Source organism: Micromonospora sp. NBRC 107095, from assembly GCF_030269705.1.
Classification (GTDB): domain Bacteria; phylum Actinomycetota; class Actinomycetes; order Mycobacteriales; family Micromonosporaceae; genus Micromonospora; species Micromonospora parva.
The window spans coordinates 159,815-177,303 of the sequence record NZ_BSTU01000005.1 but is presented as its reverse complement, the minus strand read 5'-3'; the positions used below and the strand labels follow the sequence as shown (position 1 = coordinate 177,303).

Annotated in this window: 18 protein-coding genes; 11 read left to right on the top strand and 7 right to left on the bottom strand. The window is 74.5% G+C overall.

From position 1 onward, the window contains the following. Nucleotides 1-11: 11 nt before the first annotated feature. From cobO to cobA, 10 genes are read left to right on the top strand one after another with little or no spacing between them, the layout of a single operon-like run. The gene (gene cobO, locus QSK15_RS23685; protein ID WP_285796345.1) at nt 12-623 is read left to right on the top strand and encodes a cob(I)yrinic acid a,c-diamide adenosyltransferase; all 612 of its coding nucleotides are present in this window, start codon (nt 12-14) and stop codon (nt 621-623) included. Beyond that, entirely contained in the window at nt 617-1,972 is a 1,356-nt protein-coding gene (locus tag QSK15_RS23680) for a cobyrinic acid a,c-diamide synthase CobB (RefSeq protein WP_285796344.1), read from the top strand. The genes cobO and QSK15_RS23680 overlap by 7 nt, the downstream gene beginning before the upstream one ends. Further along, complete coding sequence (cobI, locus tag QSK15_RS23675; RefSeq protein ID WP_285796343.1) at nt 1,969-2,742, top strand: precorrin-2 C(20)-methyltransferase; 774 nt, start codon at nt 1,969-1,971, stop codon at nt 2,740-2,742. The genes QSK15_RS23680 and cobI overlap by 4 nt, the downstream gene beginning before the upstream one ends. After that, on the top strand, nt 2,739-3,572 hold the full coding sequence (gene cobM, locus QSK15_RS23670) for a precorrin-4 C(11)-methyltransferase (RefSeq protein WP_285796342.1): 834 nt from the start codon (nt 2,739-2,741) through the stop codon (nt 3,570-3,572). Before cobI ends, cobM begins: the two co-directional genes overlap by 4 nt. Then, nucleotides 3,569-4,720 (top strand): cobalt-precorrin-5B (C(1))-methyltransferase, encoded by a 1,152-nt coding sequence (locus tag QSK15_RS23665; RefSeq protein ID WP_285796341.1) that lies wholly within the window; start codon nt 3,569-3,571, stop codon nt 4,718-4,720. The genes cobM and QSK15_RS23665 overlap by 4 nt, the downstream gene beginning before the upstream one ends. Beyond that, nucleotides 4,717-6,105: a precorrin-6y C5,15-methyltransferase (decarboxylating) subunit CbiE gene (cbiE, locus tag QSK15_RS23660; protein ID WP_285796340.1), complete on the top strand. Its 1,389-nt coding sequence runs from the start codon at nt 4,717-4,719 to the stop codon at nt 6,103-6,105. Before QSK15_RS23665 ends, cbiE begins: the two co-directional genes overlap by 4 nt. After that, nucleotides 6,102-7,829 (top strand): precorrin-3B C(17)-methyltransferase, encoded by a 1,728-nt coding sequence (cobJ, locus tag QSK15_RS23655; protein WP_285796339.1) that lies wholly within the window; start codon nt 6,102-6,104, stop codon nt 7,827-7,829. Before cbiE ends, cobJ begins: the two co-directional genes overlap by 4 nt. Further along, the gene (locus tag QSK15_RS23650; RefSeq protein WP_285796338.1) at nt 7,817-8,035 is read left to right on the top strand and encodes a DUF362 domain-containing protein; all 219 of its coding nucleotides are present in this window, start codon (nt 7,817-7,819) and stop codon (nt 8,033-8,035) included. Before cobJ ends, QSK15_RS23650 begins: the two co-directional genes overlap by 13 nt. Next, complete coding sequence (locus tag QSK15_RS23645) at nt 8,032-8,628, top strand: precorrin-8X methylmutase (protein ID WP_285796337.1); 597 nt, start codon at nt 8,032-8,034, stop codon at nt 8,626-8,628. The genes QSK15_RS23650 and QSK15_RS23645 overlap by 4 nt, the downstream gene beginning before the upstream one ends. Beyond that, complete coding sequence (gene cobA, locus QSK15_RS23640; protein ID WP_285796336.1) at nt 8,625-10,328, top strand: uroporphyrinogen-III C-methyltransferase; 1,704 nt, start codon at nt 8,625-8,627, stop codon at nt 10,326-10,328. The genes QSK15_RS23645 and cobA overlap by 4 nt, the downstream gene beginning before the upstream one ends. Nucleotides 10,329-10,331: 3 nt before the next feature. On the opposite strand, the gene QSK15_RS23635 is transcribed toward cobA, so the two are convergent. The 7 genes from QSK15_RS23635 to QSK15_RS23605 form a co-directional block, all read right to left on the bottom strand. After that, a complete protein-coding gene (locus QSK15_RS23635) occupies nt 10,332-12,485 on the bottom strand; it encodes an FtsX-like permease family protein (RefSeq protein WP_285796335.1) in 2,154 nt (717 codons plus the stop codon). Next, nucleotides 12,482-13,162 carry an ABC transporter ATP-binding protein gene (locus tag QSK15_RS23630; protein ID WP_285796334.1) on the bottom strand — a complete coding sequence of 227 codons (681 nt, stop codon included), beginning with the start codon at nt 13,160-13,162 and terminating at the stop codon, nt 12,482-12,484. The genes QSK15_RS23635 and QSK15_RS23630 overlap by 4 nt, the downstream gene beginning before the upstream one ends. Beyond that, nucleotides 13,159-13,683, bottom strand: a complete 525-nt coding sequence (locus QSK15_RS23625) for a PadR family transcriptional regulator (protein ID WP_285796333.1) — start codon at nt 13,681-13,683, stop codon at nt 13,159-13,161. Before QSK15_RS23625 ends, QSK15_RS23630 begins: the two co-directional genes overlap by 4 nt. A gap of 104 nt (nt 13,684-13,787) precedes the next feature. Next, nucleotides 13,788-14,150 carry a fluoride efflux transporter CrcB gene (gene crcB, locus QSK15_RS23620; protein WP_285796332.1) on the bottom strand — a complete coding sequence of 121 codons (363 nt, stop codon included), beginning with the start codon at nt 14,148-14,150 and terminating at the stop codon, nt 13,788-13,790. Beyond that, the gene (locus tag QSK15_RS23615; RefSeq protein ID WP_285796331.1) at nt 14,147-14,620 is read right to left on the bottom strand and encodes a fluoride efflux transporter FluC; all 474 of its coding nucleotides are present in this window, start codon (nt 14,618-14,620) and stop codon (nt 14,147-14,149) included. Before QSK15_RS23615 ends, crcB begins: the two co-directional genes overlap by 4 nt. A gap of 157 nt (nt 14,621-14,777) precedes the next feature. Further along, on the bottom strand, nt 14,778-15,536 hold the full coding sequence (locus QSK15_RS23610; RefSeq protein WP_285796330.1) for a class I SAM-dependent methyltransferase: 759 nt from the start codon (nt 15,534-15,536) through the stop codon (nt 14,778-14,780). 142 nt (nt 15,537-15,678) lie between these two features. Continuing rightward, nucleotides 15,679-16,899, bottom strand: a complete 1,221-nt coding sequence (locus QSK15_RS23605; protein ID WP_285796329.1) for an MFS transporter — start codon at nt 16,897-16,899, stop codon at nt 15,679-15,681. Nucleotides 16,900-17,034: 135 nt separating this feature from the next. Between QSK15_RS23605 and QSK15_RS23600 the strand changes: the two genes are divergently transcribed. Next, nucleotides 17,035-17,484, top strand: a complete 450-nt coding sequence (locus tag QSK15_RS23600; protein WP_285796328.1) for a MarR family winged helix-turn-helix transcriptional regulator — start codon at nt 17,035-17,037, stop codon at nt 17,482-17,484. Nucleotides 17,485-17,489 lie beyond the last annotated feature (5 nt).

The window sequence follows — 17,489 nt, the reverse complement described above, 5'->3', positions numbered from 1 at the left end:
AGTGATTGCTGATGCCGCAGGGACAGCCGACGTCCGTGCCTGCTGACGGGTTGACGACCCGGCAGCGGCGGCACCGGCCACTGCTGATGGTCCACACCGGACAGATGAAGGGCAAGTCGACGGCAGCGTTCGGGCTGGCGTTGCGGGCCTGGACGGCCGGCCTGCCGGTCGGGGTGTTCCAGTTCGTCAAGAGCGCCAAGTGGCGGGTGGGGGAGGAGAGCGCCTTCCGGGCCCTCGGCGAGGTGCACGAGCGCACCGGCCAGGGCGCGCCGGTGGCCTGGCACAAGATGGGCGAGGGCTGGTCCTGGATCCAGCGCGGCGGCGACGCCGACCACGCCGCCGACGCCCTGGAGGGCTGGCGGCAGATCCAGCGTGACCTGGCCGCCGAGCGCTACGGGCTGTACGTGCTGGACGAGTTCACCTACCCGATGACATGGGGCTGGGTGGACGTCGACGAGGTGGTCGCCACCCTGGCCGACCGGCCCGGCTTCCAACACGTCGTGATCACCGGTCGGGACGCCGACCCGCGCCTGGTGGCCGCCGCCGACCTGGTCGCCGAGCTGACCAAGGTCAAGCACCCGATGGACGCCGGCCAGAAGGGCCAGAAGGGCATCGAATGGTGAGCGGGCACTGGGCGCTGCCCCGGGTGGTGGTCGCCGCCCCGGCCAGTGGCCACGGCAAGACGACGGTGGCCACCGGGCTGCTCGCCGCGCTACGGCGGCGGGGACTCACCGTCAGCCCGCACAAGGTCGGCCCCGACTACATCGACCCCGGCTACCACGCCCTCGCCGCCGGACGCCCAGGGCGCAACCTCGACCCGTTCCTGGTCGGGCCCGATCTGATCGCCGCCCTGCTGCGACACGGCGCGAGCGTCCCCACGCCCGCCGACGTCGCCGTGGTCGAGGGCGTCATGGGCCTGCACGACGGCGCGGTGGGCCGGCGTGACTTCGCCTCCACCGCGCACGTCGCCCGGCTGATCGAGGCACCGGTGCTGCTGGTGCTGGACACCACCGCGCAGGGCCGCTCGGCCGCCGCGCTCACCCTCGGCATGGCCGCGTTCGACCCGGCGGTACGGATCGGCGGGGTGATCCTCAACCGGGTCGGCTCACCCCGGCACGAGACGCTGCTGCGCGACGCCCTGGCCGAGGTGGGCGTACCGGTGCTCGGGGCGGTCACCCGCGCCGCCGAGGTGGCCGCGCCGGCCCGGCACCTCGGGTTGGTGCCGGTCGCCGAGCGGGCACCCGAATCCGTCGCCATCGTCACCGCGCTCGCCGAGCTGGTCGAGGCCACGGTGGACGTCGACGCCGTGCTCGACCTGGCCCGCACCGCGCCGCCGCTGACCAGCCCGGCGTGGGACCCGGTCGCCGCCGTCGGTGGTCCGGCCGGCGTCGAGCGACCACGCGTCGCGCTCGCCGGTGGTCCGGCCTTCACCTTCTCGTACGCGGAGACCGCCGAACTGCTCGCCGCGGCGGGCGCGGACGTCGTCACCGTCGACCCGTTGCGCGACCCGGCGCTGCCCACCGGCACCCGCGCGGTGGTGATCGGCGGCGGCTTCCCCGAGGCGTACGCGGAGGCGCTGGCCGGGAACACCGCGCTGCGCGCCGAGCTGGCCGACTTCGACGGGCCGATCGTGGCCGAGTGCGCCGGGCTGCTCTACCTCGGGCGGTCCCTGGACGGCGTACCGATGTGCGGCCGGCTGGACCTGACCGCCCGGATGACCGACCGGCTCACCCTCGGCTACCGGGAGGCAGTGGCGACCACCGACTCCCCGGTGGCCCGCGCCGGCGAGCAGGTACGCGGCCACGAGTTCCACCGCACCACCACCGACCCGGGGCACGGCGACGCACCGGCGTGGCGGTGGAACGACGCCGAGCACGGTTTCGTCGCCGGCCGGGTGCACGCGTCCTACCTGCACACCCACTGGGCCGGTCACCCGCACGCGGCCCGCCGGCTGGTCGAGGCGGCCCGATGACCGCCACGCTCACCGGGGTCGGTGTCGGCCCCGGCGACCCGGAGCTGCTCACCGTCAAGGCGGTGCGGCTGCTGGGCGAGGCCGACGTGGTCTTCGTACCCGTGATGGCGGACCGGGCCGAACCCGGCGTGACCGCCGCTCCGACGCCGCCGAACGCGCAGGCCGGGCGGGCCGAGGCGACGGTACGCGAGCACGTCGCGGCGGACCGGCTGCGTCGGCTGCCGTTCGCGCTCGACGACCGGGGTGGGGTGACCGCGCGCCGGGCGCAGGCGTGGGACGAGGCGGCCCGGGTGGTGGTCGAGGCGATCGACGCGGGCGCGCGGGCGCTGGCGTTCGCCACCATCGGCGACCCCAACGTCTACTCCACCTTCGGGTACCTGGCCCAGAGCGTCCGCGCGCTGCGCCCGGCGGTGCGGGTGGCGACAGTGCCCGGTGTCACCGCCATGCAGGAGCTTGCGGCGCGCAGTGGCATCCCGCTCTGCGAGGGACGCGAACCGCTCACCCTGCTGCCGGCCACCGCGGGCCTGGCGCTCTTCGCCGACGCCCTCGCCGGGCCGGGCACCGTGGTCGCCTACAAGGGCTGGCGGCGGCACCCGGAGCTGCTCGCCGAACTGCGCCGGCAGGGCCGTCTCGCCGACGCGGTGCTCGGCCGCAGCCTGGGGCTGCCCGGTGACCGCATCGGGCCGGTCGACGCCACCGGGGACGACCTGCCGTACCTGTCGACGCTGCTGGTTCCGGCCCGCCGTGAGCACCGAGGAGGAAAGCTGTGACCAGCGAGGCAAAGGTGTGGTTCGTCGGCGCCGGCCCCGGGGCGGCGGATCTGCTGACCCTGCGGGCCGCCCGGGTGATCGCCGAGGCGGACATCGTGATCTGGGCGGCCAGCCTGGTGCACGCCGACGTGCTGGCGCACGCCCGCCCCGGCGCGGAGATCGTCGACTCGTCGCAGTTGCCCATCGAGGGTGTGCTGCCGCTCTACCAGCGCGCCGCCGAACAGGGGCTGACGGTGGCCCGGATCCACTCCGGAGACCCGGCGCTGTGGGGCGCCGTGCAGGAGCAGCTGGACCTGTGCCGGGCGCTCGGCGTGACCGTCGAGATCGTGCCCGGGGTGTCCTCGTTCACCGCCGTCGCGGCGATCGTCGGGCGGGAACTGACAGTGCCCGAGATCGCCCAGTCGGTGATCCTCACCCGCCTCGAGGGCGGCAAGACCCCGATGCCGCCCGGCGAGCGGGTCCGCGACTTCGCCCGGCACGGCACCACCATGGCGCTGTTCCTCTCCGCCGCCCGCTCCGGGCAGGTGCAGGCCGAGCTGCTGACCGGCGGCTACCCGTCGGACACCCCGGCCGTCGTGGCGTATCAGGCGACCTGGCCCGACGAGCTGGTGCTCCGCTGCACTGTCGGCACCCTGGAGGCGACCGTCAAGCAGCACAAGCTGTGGAAGCACACCCTGTTCCTGGTCGGGCCGGCGCTCGCCGCCGAGGGCACCCGCTCGCACCTCTACCACCCCGGGCACTTCCACACCTTCCGCCGGGCCGAGCCGGCCGCCCGCGCCGAGCTGCGCCGTCAGGCCAGCGCCCGCACCGGGGAGACAGCCACACCATGACGTACGCCGAGCCGCCGCTGCGCGAGCCGGATTTGCCGCGTACCGCCAAGGTCCGGCCCACCGCGCTGCGCACCGGCTGGACCACCGGGGCGTGCGCGACGGCGGCGGCCAAGGCAGCGGTCACCGCGCTGGTCACCGGCGCGATCCAACAGGAGGTGGAGATCGCGCTGCCCGCCGGGCGTCGGGTGCGTTTCCCCGTCGAACGCTGCGAGGTGACCGGCACCCCACCGGCGCGCGCCGAGGCGGTCGTCGTCAAGGACGCCGGGGACGACCCGGACGTCACCCACGGCGCCGAGCTGACCGCCACCGTGAACTGGACCGACGTCCCCGGGCTGCGGCTGGCCGGCGGTGCCGGCGTCGGCACCGTCACCAAACCCGGCCTCGGGCTGACGGTCGGCGGACCGGCGATCAACGACACCCCCCGCCGGATGATCGGCGAGGCGGTCGCCGAGGTGGTCGACCTCGGCGAGGTCGGCGTGCGGGTGGTGATCAGCGTGCCCCGGGGCGAGATCATGGCCCGCAAGACCACCAACCGCCGCCTCGGAATCCTCGGCGGGATCTCGATCCTCGGCACCACCGGGATCGTCCGTCCCTTCTCCACCGCGTCGTGGCGGGCCAGCGTCGTGCAGGCCGTGCACGTGATGGCCGCCCAGGGCGAACGCACAGTGGTGCTCTGCACCGGTGGGCGTACCGAGCGGGCCGCCCGTGCGCTCCTGCCGGACCTGCCCGAGGTGTGCTTCGTCGAGGTCGGCGACTTCACCGGCGCGGCGGTCACCGCCGCCGTCGAGGACGCGATGACCGGTGTGGTCTTCGTCGGTATGGCCGGCAAGCTGGCCAAACTCGCCGCCGGCATCCTGATGACCCACTACACCCGCTCCAGGGTCGACCTGTCCCTGCTCGGCGCGGTGACCGCCGAGGCCGGTGGCGACCCGTCGCTCGTCGCCGCCGTGACCGAGGCGAACACCGGGCGGCACGCGTACGAGCTGTGGGAGGCCGCCGGGCTGCTCGCCCCGGCCGGCGACCTGCTGTGCCAGCGGGTCCGTCAGGTGCTGCGGCGCTTCGCCGGGCCGACGGTCACCGTGGACGTGGCGATGGTCGACTTCGCCGGAGCGAACGTCGTCGCCTCGTCCGGCCGGTGGCCGCGATGACGCCGGCGGAGTCGGTGACGCCGGCGGCGTCGGTGGCCTCGGTGACGCCGGCGGCGTCGGTGGCCTCGGTGACGCCGGCGGCGTCGGTGGACCCGGTGAGCGTCGTGACAGTGGTCGGCCTGGACGCGGCCGGCACCCCGCCGCACCCCGCTCTCGCGCCGGTGCTGGCCGCCGCCGGCCTGGTGGTCGGGGCCGCTCGGCACCTGGCTGGGGTGTCCGTACCGGCCGGCGCGGACACGATCACCCTCGGCCCGCTCGCCCCCGCCCTGCGTCGCCTCGCCGAGGCCGTCGACGCCGGGGTGCCGGCCGTGGTGCTGGCCAGCGGCGATCCCGGCCTGTTCGGCATCGTCCGACGGCTGCGCGCGACCGGCCTGCCGCTGCGGGTGGTGCCGGCGGTGTCCAGTGTGGCCGCCGCGTTCGCCCGTGCCGGGCTGCCCTGGGACGGCGCGGCGGTGGTCAGCGCGCACGGGCGCGAGCCCCGCCCGGCCCTGAACGCGTGCCGGGCGCTGCCCCTGGTAGCGGTACTCACCGCGCCCGGCGCCGGGGCGGCCGAGCTGGGTGCCGGCCTGATCGGCTGGTCCCGCCGCCTGCTGGTCGCCGAGCACCTGGGCACCGCCGCCGAACGGGTCCGCGCGGTGACCCCGGAGCAGGCCGCCGCCGAGACCTGGGCCGACCCGCACGTCCTGCTCAGCCTCGCCAACAGCGGACCTGCCGGGTCCGGGCCGACTGACGCCGGATTCGCCGGGTTCAGGCCCACTGACGCCGGGTCCGCCGACGCCGATCCGGGCACTGTCGGCGGGATGCGGGTCGACAACCAGCCTGCCGCCGCGCCGGCCGGCGGGTGGGCCCTGCCGGAGAGCCGGTACGCCCACCGCGATTCCATGATCACGAAGTCGGAGGTGCGGGCCCTCGCCGTCGCCCGGCTGCGCCCCCGACTGGGCCGGCTGATCTGGGACATCGGCGCGGGCAGTGGCTCGGTCGGCGTCGAGTGCGCCCTGCTCGGCGCGGCAGTGCTCGCCGTCGAGCAGGACCCGACGTCCGCCGCGACGATCCGGGACAACGCCGCCACGCACGCCGTCGACGTCCGGATCGTCGTCGGGCGCGCCCCGGCGGCGCTGGACGGGCTACCCGAACCGGATGCGGTCTTCGTCGGTGGTGGCGGCGTCGACGTCCTCGCCGCCGTGGTGGCCCGCCGACCCGAACGGGTGGTGCTCACCCTGGCCGCCCTGGACCGGGTCGCACCGGCAGTGGGTCTGCTGCGCGCCGCCGGCTACAGCGTCGAGGGCAGCCAACTCTCCGCCGCCCGCCTCACCGACCTGCCCGGCGGGTCGATCCGTCTCGCGGCCACCAACCCGGTGGTCGTCCTCACCGGGGAGCGCCAGTGACCGACCAGAACCCGCCCGCCCGGATCGGCCTGGTGGCGGCCACCGCCGCCGGCCGCCGGCACGCCGACACGCTGGCCGCCGCGTGGCCGCACGCCTGGCTCATCGAGGGCGGAAACGTCGCCGACGCGCTGCGGACCGCCTGGGTCGGGTGCGACGCGGTGGTCGCGTTCCTGGCCACCGGGGCGGTGGTGCGGATCGTCGCGCCGCTGCTCGACGACAAACGCACCGACCCGGCGGTGGTGGTCGTCGACGAGGCGGCCCGGCACGCGGTGGCGCTGCTCGGCGGGCACGCCCGTGGCGGCAACGCCCTCGCCGAGCGGGTCGCCGCCGTGCTGGACGCCCGAGCGGTGATCACCACCGCCACCGACGCTGTCGACCTGCCGGGGTTGGACACCCTCGGCTGGCCGGTCCACGGCGCGGTGGCAGCGGTGTCCCGGGCCATCCTGGACGGTGAGCCGGTTCGGCTGGTCGCCGACGCCGACTGGCCGCTGCCCGCCCTGCCCCCGAACGTGCGCGCCACCGACGGGGACACCCCGGACGACGGGTACCGGCTGCTGGTCACCGACCGGGTGGTGGCGACCGACGGGCGGACCGCCGTGCTGCGGCCGCCGTCGCTGGTCGCCGGGGTGGGCGCGAGTCGGGGCGTACCCGCCGCCGAGGTGGCGGAGCTGCTGCACCGGGCGCTGGCCGAGGCCGGCCTCGACCCGGCGAGCCTGCGCTGCCTGGCCAGCGCCGACATCAAGGCCGACGAGGCGGGCATCCGCAGCACCGCCGACACGCTCGGCGTACCCCTGGTGACCTGGCCGGCGACCCGGCTGGCGGCGGTCGACGTGCCGCACCCCAGCGAGGTGGTCCGTGCCGCTGTCGGCACGCCGAGCGTGGCGGAGGCCGCGGCCCTGCTCGGACCGGACGGCCGGGCCGGCGACGCGACGCTGCTGGTGGGCAAGACCGCGACGGCGATGGCCACCGTGGCGGTGGCCCGGCACGCGCCACGCGGCCGGCTGGCCGTCGTCGGCCTCGGGCCCGGCGCCGCCGACCTGCGCACCCCCCGCGCGGTCACCGAACTGCGTCGCGCGGCCGTGGTGGTCGGCCTCGACCAGTACCTCGACCAGGTTCGCGACCTGCTGCGCCCCGGCACCCGGGTGCTCTCCAGCGGGCTGGGCGCGGAGGAGGCGCGGGCCCGCGCCGCCGTCTCCGAGGCCGCCGCCGGCCGGGCGGTCGCGCTGATCGGCTCCGGCGACGCCGGGGTGTACGCGATGGCCAGCCCCGCCCTGGAGTACGCCGACGAGCGGATCGACGTGGTGGGCGTGCCCGGCGTCACCGCCGCCCTCGCGGCCGGGGCGCTGCTCGGCGCGCCGCTCGGGCACGACCACGCCTACCTGAGCCTGTCCGACCTGCACACCCCGTGGGACGTCATCGAAGCACGGGTGACCGCCGCCGCCGAGGGTGACTTCGTGACGATCTTCTACAACCCGCGCAGCCGGGCCCGCGACTGGCAGCTCGGCAAGGCGCTCGGCATCCTCGCCGGGCACCGGCCACCGGGGACCCCGGTGGGGGTGGTGCGCAACGCCAGCCGCCCCGGCGAACAGGTCCACCTCGCCACGGTGGCCACGTTCGACCCGGCGATCGTCGACATGTACAGCGTGGTGGTCGTCGGCAACAGCGACACGCGGCTGGTCGCCGGCCGGATGGTCACCCCCCGGGGGTACCGGTGGCGCTCGTGACGATCGACGCCTGTCAGGGCTGCGGCGCCTGCCTGCGCACCTGCCCCACGCACGCCATCACACCGGTCGCCGGTGGCCTCACGGTCCGCGCCGACCGGTGCACCGGCTGCCTGGAGTGCCTGGAGATCTGCCCCGTCGACGCGATCCGCGTCGTCGCCGACCCTGACGCGATCCGCGTCTTCGAGCCGCCGGAAGGAGCCCGATGAGCCGGGTGGTGCACCCCATCGAGGTCGAGTCGTACCGCATCCTGCGCGAGCGCGTCGACCTGTCGCACCTGCCGCCGCTGACCCGCGCGGTGACCGAGCGGGTGGTGCACGCCAGCGCCGACCTCTCCTACGTCGACGACCTCGTCTGCGACGAGACCGCCCTGCGCTCCGGGCTGGCGGCGCTGCGCGCGGGCGTACCCGTGGTGACGGACGTGGCGATGGTCGCCGCCGGCATCACCCGCACCGGCCTGGAACTGGTCTGCCCGGTGGCCGAGCCGGCCGCCGCCGACCTGGGCCGTTCGGCCGGCGTCACCCGTTCGGCGGCGGCCGTCCGGATCGCCCTGGACCGGGTCGGGCCCGGCGCGGTATGGGTGGTCGGCTGCGCGCCCACCGCGCTCGTCGAACTGCTCACAGTGGACGCCGCACCGGCGCTGGTCGTCGGCCTGCCGGTCGGCTTCGTGGGTGCCGCCGAATCGAAGGCGGCGCTGCGGGCCAGCGGCCTGCCCGCCGTGTCCAACGTGGGCGAGAAGGGCGGCTCGGCGGTCGCCGCCGCCGCCCTCAACGCCCTGCTCTACGTGGAGGAGAAGTCATGACCGGATTGGTCATCGTCGGGCACGGCACGCGCAGCGCGGCCGGGGTCGAACAGTTCGCCGCTCTCGTCGAGCGGGTCCGTCGTCGCGGTGACCTCGGTGACGTCGAGGGCGGCTTCATCGAGCTGTCCCGCCCACCGCTGACCGACGCGGTCGGCGCGCTGGTCGCGCGCGGGCACCGGGCCCTCGTCGCGCTGCCGCTGGTGCTCACCGGCGCCGGCCACGGCAAGGGCGACATCCCCGCCGCGATGGCCCGCGAACAGCAGCGCCACCCGGGGCTCAGCTACCGCTACGGCCGCCCGCTCGGCCCCCACCCGCTGCTGCACGACGCCCTCGAACAGCGCGTCGACGCGGCACTGACCGGTGCCTCCTCGGCCGGTACCGACCGGGCCGGCACGTGGCGGTCCGGTGCCGATGCCGGCACGGGGCGGTCCGGTGCCGATCGGGCCGGCACGTGGGTGGCGTTGATCGGGCGGGGGTCCACCGACCCGGACGCCAACGCCGAGGTCGCCAAGGTCGCCCGGCTGCTCTGGGAGGGGCGTGGCTACGCGGGCGTGGAACCCGGGTTCATCTCCCTCGCCCAGCCGTCGGTGCCGGCCGTGCTGGAGCGGCTGCGCCGCCTCGGCGCGCGGCGGATCGTCGTCGCGCCGTACTTCCTGTTCGCCGGGGTGCTACCGGAGCGCATCGTCGCCCAGTCGGCGGAGTTCGCCGCCGCCCACCCCGACCTGGACGTGCGGGTCGCCGAGGTGATCGGCGACTGCGACGCCCTCGCCGACCTCGTTGTGGAGCGCTACGCCGAGGCGCTGGGCGGGGACATCCGGATGAACTGCGACACCTGCGCGTACCGGGTGCTGATGCCCGGCTTCGCCGACAAGGTGGGCCGCCCGCAACGCCCGCACGACCACCCCGACGACCCGGTCGGCCACCACCATCACCACGGGCACCACCATCACGGGCACCACGACCACGGGTCGGTGGCGGTGGTCGGCGGCGGGCCCGGACCCGACGACCTGATCACGGTACGCGGACAGGCCCTGCTCGACGCCGCGGACGTGGTGGTGGTCGACCGGTTGGCTCCGCAGGGACTGCTCGCCGGGCTGCGCCCGGACGTGCTGGTGGTCGACGCCGCGAAGGTGCCCCGTGGCCCGTCGATGGCCCAGGAGGCGATCAACGCGGCCCTGGTGTCGCACGCCAGGGCCGGTCGCCGGGTGGTCCGGCTCAAGGGTGGTGACCCGTACGTCTTCGGGCGCGGCCACGAGGAGGTGCAGGCCTGCGTGGCCGCCGGGGTGCCGGTGACGGTGGTTCCCGGGGTGAGCAGCGCGCTCGCCGCACCGGCCCTCGCCGGTGTGCCGGTCACCCACCGGGGCGTGGCGCACGACGTCACCGTCGTGTCCGGACACCTGCCGCCCGGGCACCCCGACTCGCTCGTCGACTGGGCGGCGCTGGCCCGCGCCCGGGGCACCGTCGTGCTGCTGATGGCCGTCGACACCATCGGCAAGATCGCGTCGGTGCTGATCGAGCACGGTCGCGCGCCGCAGACACCGGTGCTGGCCGTGCAGGACGCCGGGCTGCCCGAGCAGCGGTCGGTGCCCGCCCGGCTGGACGAGATCGGCGCGTCGGCCGCCCGGGAGGGCATCCGTCCGCCCGCCGTCTTCGTCGTCGGCCCGGTGGTCGCGCTGCCGACCACCGGGCCCACGGTCTGACAGTCACTCGCTGCGGGCGGTCTCCGGACCGGTGATGCGTTCCAGCAGCGGCAGGGTGGACGCGATGACGCCCAGGCAGGCCGCCAACCCGACCACGACGATCACGTAGTAGCCCGGCTGCGGCGCGACAAGGGTGTAGTCCATCTGCGCCCGCAGGAACAGGTGGGCGGCGAGCAGACCCATGCCGATGGCGACCGCGGCGACGGCGAGCATCGGTACGGCGCTCTCCAACGCCACCACCCGGCGCAGGACCCGCACCGGTGCGCCGCTGAGCCGCAGCAGGCTGAACGGGCGTCGACGCTCGGTGAGGCCGCCGATGACGCTGACCGCGAGGCTGCACCCGCCGAGCGCGAGGCTGGCCACGATGATGACGTTGGCCAGTTGTTCCCAGCCGCGCAGCGTGTCGGCGAAGTCCGACTCGAAGTCGCCGGGCACGTTCGGTCCCACCCAGAAGCTCGGGAAGGCGACCTCCAGCACGGTGCGGACGCGCTCGATGGCGGCGGCGGAGCCGTCGGTGCCGACGACCATCGCCCCGACCGGTAGCCGCTGGAGTTCGTCGAGGGTGAACGACGCGGCCGGCCAGACCGTCGCTGGCGACGCCGACTCCCGCCACCGGCTGAGGCCGAACGGCACCTCGATGACGCTCGCGCCGGCGGCGCACCGGCCGTACGCGCTCGGGAGGTCGGTGCACGCGATGACCCCGACCTCGCCGGAGTTGGTCACCACCGGGTTCTCGCGGATGGCGGTCACGGACCGCACCCCGGTGATCGTCCGCAGCTCGGCGAAGAGCGGGTCGGGCACCGCCGGCACCGTCTCGTCGAAGACGGTGGTCACCGTGCCCGCGTCGGTCGAGCCGACCGGTGCCGGGCCGCGGTTGTCGACGATCGTGGTGATCACGCCGACCGCCACGCTCGTCACGAAGAGTGCCAGCATGATGCCGCTGATCGCCCGGAAACCGGCCTTCGGGTTGTCGGCGAGACGTCGCGCGGCGATGAGCGTGGCGGGGCGGTTGGCGTACCGGGCCATGATTCGGGCGCCGACCATCGTCAGCCACGGGCCGGCGACGACCAGGCCGGCCATGACGAGCAGCAGGGCGGGCAGGAACACCGCGGTCTGTCCGTCCGACGTGGCGGGGCGGAAGCCGATGGCGAAGAACAGCACCGCCACCCCGAGCACCATCGGGATCAGCCGGTACGCGCGCGGCGCCCGGGGGGTGACCCGCCGGGTGACGCCCAGCGGCGAGATTCGTACCCGGCGCAGCGAGACCTGGGCCGCCAGCGCCGCGCCGGCCGGGACGCCGAGCGCCACCAGCAGGACGTCCAACACGCCCAGGGACATGTCGCTGGGGAAGAACGGCATGCCGGTGAAGGGGATGCCCGCGAGCGGCTCGCGGAAGGCGTAGAACAGGCCGAAGCCGACGGCGGTGCCGGCGACGGCGGCGGCGGCCGCCTCCACCGCGGCGACCGTCGAGATCTGCCGGGGTGTCGCGCCGACCAGGCGCATCGCGGCGAAGCGTTGCTCCCGGCGGGCGGCGCTGAGCCGGGTGGCGGTGCCGATGAAGATCAGCACGGGGAACAGCAGCCCGCCGGCGACCACGCCCAGGATGAGGTTCACAGTGGTCTCGGGGAGGGCGGGGGTGTCGCCGACGCTGGTGACCTGCTGCGCGTTGGGCAGTTTCGCGACCTGCTCGGGGGTGCCGCCGGCGATGACGAGCAGGGTGTCCGGCGAGGTCAGCGCGGCCGGACCAACGGTGCCGAGGTCACGGCCCGGGTAACGGTCGCCCAGTTGGTCGGCCGGGTGGGCGGCCAGCAGTTCCCGAAACGCGGGTGAGGCGTAGTACTCCCCGGGACCCGGGGTGGCCGGGATGCCGACCGGGGTGGGCGCGGTCGAGCCGGTCGCGGCGACGTCGATCCGAACGATCTGCCTGCTGTGGAAGTAGTCCTGCCGGGTCGACCACCACAGCGGGTCGGCGTCGCCGGCCGAGGCGCTGGGATACATCGACGCGTACCGGGTGAGCTGGGCGTTGACCGCGTTGACCCCGGCGAGGGTGGTCAGCAGCAGCCCGCTGCCGACCGCGACGGCGGCGGCGATGACGACCAGGCGGGTGAGTGCCTCACGCCCGCCGGCCACGGCGAGGCGGAGCCCGAAGCGGATCATGAGGCGATCCGGTCCGGCGCGTTCACGCGCCCGTCGCGGACCATGACCTCACGGTCGGCGTACGCCGCGATCCTGGGCTCGTGGGTCACCAGGATGACAGTGGTGCCCTGCTCGCGGGCGGCACCGACCAGCAGGTCCATCACCTGCTCACCGGTGAGCGAGTCGAGCGCGCCGGTCGGCTCGTCGGCGAAGAGCACCTGCGGCTCGGCGACCAGGCCGCGGGCCAGGGCGACCCGCTGCGCCTGCCCGCCGGAGAGCTCACCCGAGCGGCGCTGCTCCAGGCCGTCCAGGCCGAGGCGCGCGAACCAGGCTCGTGCCCTGGGGAGTGCCTGCTTGCGGTGTACGCCGCTGAGCAGCAGCGGCAGGGCGACGTTCTCCACAGCGGTCAGTTCGGGAACGAGCTGGCCGAACTGGAACACGAAACCGAAGCGGTCCCGGCGCAGGCTGCTGCGCTCGGTCTCGGCCATGGCGTGCACGCTGGCCCCGTCGAAGAGGATCTCGCCGGAGTCGGGCACCAGGATGCCGGCCAGGCAGTGCAACAGGGTGGACTTGCCCGAGCCGCTGGGGCCCATCACGGCGAGGATCTCGCCCGCCTCCACGGCGACGCTGGCACCGCGCAGGGCGGGGGTCTGACCGAAGGAGAACTCGACGTGACGCGCTTCGATCACGACGCTCACGGCCGCACCTCTTTCCGCAGGGCGTCCAGTCGGGCGCCGGTCATCTCGATCCAACGGAGGTCCGCCTCCAGGTGGTAGAGGCCGTGGTCGGCGAGGAGCGCGTCGACCAGGCCGCCGGCGCGCTTGATCTCGGTCAGCTCCCGCATCCGACGCAGGTGCGCGCTGCGCTGGGTGTCGAGGTACTCGGCGGCCGGACGGTCCAGCATCAGCGCGAGCACGACCTTGGCGAAGAGCACGGTCTGCAGGTGCGGTTCCGGGTCGACCGGCTGGGTCAGCCACTGTTCGACCTCGGTCGCGCCGACGTCGGTGATGATGTAGCGCTTGCGGTCGGGGCCAGAGCCGGGCGCGACGTCGCTGATCACCACCTTGCCGTCGCGGGCCAGTCGGCTGAGGGTGGAGTAGACCTGGCCGAACGGCAGCGGCCTGCCTCGGCCGAAGAAGGCGTCGTAGTCGCGCTTCAGGTCGTAACCGTGGCTGGGCTCCCGTTCGAGGAGGCCGAGAAGAGTCAGTGGCACGCTCATGCCAGCAGACTACACCGAGCGTATACCTCGCGTATATACTCTCGGTGTGTTGTGAGTCGACGCCTGGTCGAGGCGTTGATGGCGAGGCGATCGGATGGGCGGGGTCAGCCGGCCAGGGCGCGGGCCAGGGCGTAGCCGGCGGTGGCCGCGGTCAGCCCGGCGGCGACGCTGCCCAGCACGTTGGCCAGCGCGAGGAGACGGTGACCGCCCTGGGTCAGTCGCAGCGTCTCGTAGCTGAAGGTGGAGTAGGTGGTCAGCGCGCCGCAGAAGCCGGTGGCGACCAGGGCGCTGACCGCCGGGCCGACCGGCCACCCGACGAGGACGCCGAGCAGCAGCGACCCGGCCACGTTGACGGTCAGCGTGCCCCAGGGAAACACCGAGCCGTGCCGGGACTGCACCGCCCGGTCGGTGAGGTAGCGCAGCGGCGCGCCGACGGCCGCGCCGAGGACGATGAGCAGGACGGTCATCGGTTCGCCCGGCGCAGCAGCCCGGCGGTGACGGCGTCGCCCACCCCGACCGCGGCGAGCGCCCCGAGCACCGTGGCGGCGAGATACGCCAGCGCGGTGCCCGGTGCGCCCGCGACGAACGCCTGCTGGACGTCGACCGCGTAGGTGGAGAAGGTGGTGAATCCGCCGAGCACCCCGACCCCGAGGAACGGGCGCGCCAGCGCGTGCCCACCGCCGAGGTGCGCGAGCACCGCCATCAGCACGCCGATCAGCAGGCAACCGGACGTGTTGATGGTGAAGGTGGCCCAACCGAAGCCGGTCGGCGCGTGGGGAACGGCGTGTTGCAGGCCGGCCCGGGCCAGCGCGCCGAGCGCACCGCCGGCCGCGATCGCGGCGAGGATCGTCGCGGGGCGGGCGGTCAGCTCGCGGCGGTCGGCGGGAACGCTTAGGTCGACATCGGGGTCGGTACGCGGCTCGAACGGTTCTGACACGGGTCCTCCCTACCAGCACGGGCATCACTGGCAGGGACCGTTGGCGAGCGGTGTCGCGGTTCTCCCGTCATGCGAGGCGGGACGGCGGGCCCCACCGCCGGGAGTCGTACGCTCCGATTCCACCCTAACGCCACGGCGATCCGGGGAGGGCGGAGGGTCAGCGCACCGCCGCGACGGCGGCGTCCGGGCCGCCTCGCCAGACCGTGCCGACCTCGCTGAAGCCCGCCGCGGTGAGGGCGGCCAGGTGCCAGGAGACCGGCGGGTTCCACTCGGGGCTGTGCCCGGTCGGGTAGATCGTGTGTCGCCGGGCGACCAGCGGGCCGAGCGCGGGGTCGGCGCCGGCCCGGTTCCACCAGTCCGACCAGGACAGCATCGAGCCGGCGGCGTACCGGGCGTTGCGCCGGTCCCGGGCCCGGTCCATCAGTCGCTTGGTCAGCTCCGGCAGGGTGTCGTCCGGCATGTGGTCGGCGTTGACGAAGACGCCGCCGGGCCGCAGCACCTCGCGCAGCTCGGCGTAGAGCTGGCCGAGCCGGTCGGCCGGCAGCCAGTGCAGGGCGGTGGCGGTGAGCACGGCGTCGTACTCGCGGTGGGGGAGCGCGGAGCGCCACTCGGGGGTGCCGAGGTCGGCCGTGACGATGGTGGCCCGGTCGGCCAGCGAGGCGCTGGCGATGGCGAGCAGCGCCGGGTCGAGGTCGACGAGGGTCATCTGTGCGGTGGGGAAGCGGGCGAGGGTCCGCAGCGAGATGGTGCCGGTGCCGCCGGCCAGGTCGAGCACGCGCGGTGCCCGGCCGTCGATGACCGCGTCGATGGTGTCGAGCATGGCCGTGAACCGGTGTTCCCGATCCGGGAGGTAGGCCTCCTGCTGGCGGTCCCAGCTTTCCTGCCAGGCCCAGGGATCCTCGATGTAAGGAGTCATGAAGATCAGGCTAGTTACGTCGCGAGTGCGTTGTCCAGACCTTGTTGCACATCTTTTGCAATTGCTAGAAGATGGCGGGGCGATGATCAGAGCGACGCCGGGCCGGTGCTTCCGCCCGGCCCGGCGTCCTCGTCCCGCGCCGTCAGACCGCGACGTCCACCAGGCCCTTGTCGGCCCGGGTCGGCTGGTTGTGCCGGGCCATCCGCAGTGCCCCGAGCAGCACGCCCAGGCCGGCCAGAGTGAGCGCGGCACCGGCCCAGATCGGCGAGGTGTAGCCGAGTCCGGCGGCGATGGTCACACCGCCGATCCAGGCACCCAGCGCGTTGCCGAGGTTGAACGCGGCGATGTTCGCCCCGGAGGCCAGGGTCGGCGCCTCGTGGGCGTACCGCATGATCCGCATTTGCAGCGGCGGCACGGTGGCGAAGCCGAACCCACCCATCAGCACCAGCGCGACGATGGTCAGCGCCGGGTTCGTGGCGGTCAGCGCGAAGCCGACGAGCACCACGGTGAGCAGCGCCAGGACGGTGACCAGGGTGCGCGACAGGGACCGGTCCGCAGCCCGCCCGCCGAGCAGGTTGCCCGCGAAGAGCCCGGCTCCGAAGAGCACCAGCAGCCACGGCACGGTGCTGGTGGCGAAGCCGCTGACCTCGGTGAGCGTGTAGGCGATGTAGGTGAACGCGCCGAACATCCCACCGAAGCCCAGGACGGTGATCACCAGGGAGAGCCAGACCTGGACGTGGGTGAAGGCGCGCAACTCGCCGCGCAGCCCGCCGGCGGGCCGGTCGGCGTCGGCGGTGTCGCCCGCCGGAATGAGCGCTGCCAGCCCGATCAGGGCGACCACGCCGATGGCGGTGATCGCCCAGAACGTCGACCGCCAGCCGAAGTGCTGCCCGAGGAAGGTGCCGAAGGGCACGCCGAGCACGTTGGCGATGGTCAGTCCGGCGAACATCATGGCGATGGCGCCCGCCCGGCGCGCCGGTGCGACCAGGCCGGCGGCGACCACCGCGCCGATGCCGAAGAACGCGCCGTGGCAGAGCGCGGCGACGATCCGGCCGGCCATCATCACGGCGTAGTCGCCGGCGACCGCGGAGAGCAGGTTGCCGACGATGAAGAGCACCATCAGGCCGAGCAGTACCGGTTTGCGCGGCAGTCGGGTGACCGCCGCGGTGAGGGCTACCCCGCCGACGGCCACGCTGAGCGCGTAGCCGGAGATCAGCCAGCCGGCCACCGGTTCGGTGACCGCGAAGTCGGCGGCCACCTCGGGCAACAGCCCCATGATGACGAACTCGGTGAGCCCGATGCCGAAGGCGCCGATGGCCAGCGCGATCAGACCGGGCGGCAGGGACTTGTGGCGTACGGACATGGACTTCCCGTCGAGAGGGGGCAGATATAAGGCGTATGCAACTACACGCGCCAGCAACGAGATACTTGCACGCGCTTTATATCGGCGCAAGCGTGGTAGCCTGGGGTCCGTTCAGATCACACCGAGGAGGCAGCCATGGGCATCGCGGACGACGCGGTCGAGATCCGCGCCCAGGGTTGGCGCACCCTCGCCGCCCTGCACGGGCTGATCGAGACGTCCCTGGAACGCGCCCTACAGGCCGGCCACGACCTCTCCGTCGTCGAATACACGGTGCTCGACGCGCTGTCCCGCCAGGACGGCTGGCACATGCGGATGAGCCAGCTCGCCCGCGCCGCCGCGCTCTCCGGCAGCGCCACCACCCGGCTGGTCACCCGCCTCGAACAGCGGGGCCTGCTCACCCGGATCCTCTGCGCCGACGACCGGCGCGGCATCTACACCGAACTGACCCCGGCCGGCTCCGAGCTGCTCGCCCAGACCCGACCGACCCACGACCGGGTGCTCACCGACGCGCTCGCCCAGGCGGAGGCCGCCCCCGAGCTGGCGCCGCTGGTCGACGCCCTGCACCGGCTGCCCGCCGCCCGCTGACCGCA

Excerpts from the sequence above, each read along its gene's own strand:
- cobO (WP_285796345.1), top strand. The coding sequence starts at position 12 with ATGCCGCAGGGACAGCCGACGTCCGTGCCTGCTGACGGGTTGACGACC.
- QSK15_RS23680 (WP_285796344.1), top strand. The coding sequence starts at position 617 with ATGGTGAGCGGGCACTGGGCGCTGCCCCGGGTGGTGGTCGCCGCCCCG.
- cobI (WP_285796343.1), top strand. The coding sequence starts at position 1,969 with ATGACCGCCACGCTCACCGGGGTCGGTGTCGGCCCCGGCGACCCGGAG.
- QSK15_RS23665 (WP_285796341.1), top strand. The coding sequence starts at position 3,569 with ATGACGTACGCCGAGCCGCCGCTGCGCGAGCCGGATTTGCCGCGTACC.
- cbiE (WP_285796340.1), top strand. The coding sequence starts at position 4,717 with ATGACGCCGGCGGAGTCGGTGACGCCGGCGGCGTCGGTGGCCTCGGTG.
- QSK15_RS23645 (WP_285796337.1), top strand. The coding sequence starts at position 8,032 with ATGAGCCGGGTGGTGCACCCCATCGAGGTCGAGTCGTACCGCATCCTG.
- cobA (WP_285796336.1), top strand. The coding sequence starts at position 8,625 with ATGACCGGATTGGTCATCGTCGGGCACGGCACGCGCAGCGCGGCCGGG.
- QSK15_RS23635 (WP_285796335.1), bottom strand. The coding sequence starts at position 12,485 with ATGATCCGCTTCGGGCTCCGCCTCGCCGTGGCCGGCGGGCGTGAGGCA.
- QSK15_RS23625 (WP_285796333.1), bottom strand. The coding sequence starts at position 13,683 with ATGAGCGTGCCACTGACTCTTCTCGGCCTCCTCGAACGGGAGCCCAGC.
- crcB (WP_285796332.1), bottom strand. The coding sequence starts at position 14,150 with ATGACCGTCCTGCTCATCGTCCTCGGCGCGGCCGTCGGCGCGCCGCTG.
- QSK15_RS23610 (WP_285796330.1), bottom strand. The coding sequence starts at position 15,536 with ATGACTCCTTACATCGAGGATCCCTGGGCCTGGCAGGAAAGCTGGGAC.
- QSK15_RS23605 (WP_285796329.1), bottom strand. The coding sequence starts at position 16,899 with ATGTCCGTACGCCACAAGTCCCTGCCGCCCGGTCTGATCGCGCTGGCC.
- QSK15_RS23600 (WP_285796328.1), top strand. The coding sequence starts at position 17,035 with ATGGGCATCGCGGACGACGCGGTCGAGATCCGCGCCCAGGGTTGGCGC.